Source organism: Paraburkholderia sp. UCT2 (genome assembly GCF_014397665.1).
Classification (GTDB): Bacteria; Pseudomonadota; Gammaproteobacteria; order Burkholderiales; family Burkholderiaceae; genus Paraburkholderia; species Paraburkholderia tuberum.
Window position 1 is genome coordinate 1 of record NZ_VZQO01000116.1, and the last position, 2,403, is coordinate 2,403.

The following is a 2,403-nucleotide window of genomic DNA, read 5'->3' on the forward strand; positions in this document are numbered from 1 at the left end:
GGGCGGGTGCCCGAACATCGAATCGGGCGATCGAGATGCCGGTCAGCCCTGGTAAAGCGCACTCGCGAGATAGCGGTGGCGCAGTTCCCGCAATGCCGATGCGAGGATGGCGCTGACCGGCAACGCGAGCAGCACGCCGAAGAATCCGAACAGCCGCCCAAACGCCAGCAACGCAAAGATGACCGCGAGCGGATGAAGGCCGATGCGCTCGCCAACCAGTCTCGGCGTCAGCACAAAGCTTTCAAGAATCTGGCCGACGCCATACACCGCGACCACCACGGCGAGGCCATACCAGTCACCGAATTGCAGCAGCGCCGCGAGGAGCGCGAACGCGAGGCCGGTCGCAAAGCCGATGTAGGGAACGAATACGGCAAGCGCGCTAAACAGGCCGACGGGCACCGCCAGATCCAACCCTGCAATCGTCAGCACAGTCGGGTAGAACACCGCGAGCACTGCAATCACCAGCAGTTGCCCGCGCAGGTACTGCGACATCATGCAATCGATCTCTCCGACGAATTCCCGTGTCTTGCCGAGCCAGCGCCGCGGCACGAAGCTCGCCATGCGCGCGAACGCCTCGTGCCTGTCGTAGAGCAGATAGAACAGGACGAGTGGCATCAGCACCGCATTGCTCACGACATTGATCATCACGTTGCTGCTGGTGCGCAGGTACTGCCATACGGCAAGCATCGCGCCCTGCCCGTCCGCTTTGAGACGGGCCGCCAGCACCTCGCGGATATTCGTCACATCGAGCGAATAATCCAGTCCCAGAAAAGCCAGACGCGGCTTCAGCCATCCATCGAGTTTTGCGACGATAAATGGAATTTGCCTGATGAGTTCCGGCCCTTCCTTCTGGACAACTACGCACATGAGCAGCATGACGAGTGCGACGGACAGAGCAAACAAAGACATCATCACCAGCGCCGCAAGGCCGCGCGGAATGCGATGGCGTACCAGCCACTCCACGCCCGGCTGCAAAATGTATGCGACGAGCGCACCGAGCAGAAACGGCGTGAGAACGGCACGCAGGTTCCACAGCAACACGCCGGCCGCTAACGCAACGGCGCCCCAAAACAGAGATTGACGATGGTATACAGTCATAAGCGCCTCCACTGGGCGAGTGATCGAGTGGCTTTCGTCGTTGAGCCGAAGCATCGGCGGAAGTATCCGTCTTAACCGCAGGAGCCGGCGATGCCGGGTCGCCGCGCGGCGCATCCGTCAGATCGGCGTCGCGCCGCTAGCCGCGCTGTGGGTACGCCTGTCATCACCGTGCTGGCGCGACGGGGGGTCTTGCGGCGTCGCCGGTTTGCTGGTGCCTGTCTGCGATTGGCCGCCGGGTTGCCCGGTGACTTCGATCCACAATGGACGCGCCATCGGATCGGGCGGCGACATCATTGCCGGTGCTTGCATCGCGGGAACGACAATCGCGATGACGCGCGGCGTGGGCATCACGGTCGTGGAACAACCGCAGACCGTCGCAACAAGCGGGAACGAGCACAGCAAGGCGAAACAGAAGCGCGGTCGGCGCGTCATTCCTGCCACCGATGCAGCGAATCGTTCAGGTCTGGTTGAGCAGTCATGGGTGACATCTCCACGGTTGATTCAGCGGGCGCTGGCATTGCGGCGACTCGCCTACAGCAACTTCGCGGACGGGCCACTATGTGATAATATTATCACATTCGCGCGATCAGTCAATATTGATTCTAAAGGTCGAGCCGCGCTGCATCCGCCATCGGCGGTACGCCGTGCGCTGCGCTGCCGGTCCGACTCCCGGCCAGTTCGCAGACGCGCAGCGGGCTCAGTGCGTCAGGACGCTCGGGTGCGCGGCGAGGCGCTCGACCTCGAGTAGCGCCTGACCAAGCACATCGATAGCTCCATTCGTGGTGGAGGCCGTAGCAGCGCTGCGCAACGCGTGCTGAACGATTTCGTGAATGACGTCCGTGTTCGATGAACCGGCGTGGAACGTAAGTTGGTGTGCCATAAGTATTCCTGCGTAAAAACGAAGCCTGTTTAATGTGGACGCAGTATAAGCAAAGCGCGCCGCCATTCGACGCGCGCAATTATGAGTTGCGAGATCTTCAATACACGGTTTGCGTGAATCGCGAATCGCTGACATACGAACCACAAGCGGAACGTATTCCGATACCCACGTAGCGTCTTGTCGACGAACGGCTATGGAAGCGCGCATGCTCGACGGCTGATCCCGCTTGCGTAACGCCCAGCTGGATAGCGTCGAAGCAAATGTGCTGCGTGTCATTCAGATGGTCCGCACGGCCCCCGCCTCCGGACACACTAAAGAACTGCGCACCGCTCCAGGGCAATCGGCTAAAACCTTGCAGCGACGGCAACTATCCGTTGCCCCGCAGATGCTTGTAAGCCGACGGTAAGTGACTAGACTGGCAACGA

General features: G+C 61.0%; 2 protein-coding genes. Both read right to left on the reverse strand.

Annotated elements, in window-relative coordinates:
• Positions 1–42: 42 nt before the first annotated feature.
• Entirely contained in the window at positions 43–1,098 is a 1,056-nt protein-coding gene (locus F6X39_RS35910; RefSeq protein WP_187620125.1) for an AI-2E family transporter, read from the reverse strand.
• Between the two features lie 697 nt (positions 1,099–1,795).
• The gene (locus tag F6X39_RS35915; protein ID WP_187620124.1) at positions 1,796–1,978 is read right to left on the reverse strand and encodes a hypothetical protein; all 183 of its coding nucleotides are present in this window, start codon (positions 1,976–1,978) and stop codon (positions 1,796–1,798) included.
• Between the last annotated feature and the right edge of the window lie 425 nt (positions 1,979–2,403).

What these genes read in the sequence shown, in the direction of transcription:
- F6X39_RS35910 (WP_187620125.1), bottom strand. Translation starts at nt 1,098, where the DNA reads ATGACTGTATACCATCGTCAATCTCTGTTTTGGGGCGCCGTTGCGTTA.
- F6X39_RS35915 (WP_187620124.1), bottom strand. Translation starts at nt 1,978, where the DNA reads ATGGCACACCAACTTACGTTCCACGCCGGTTCATCGAACACGGACGTC.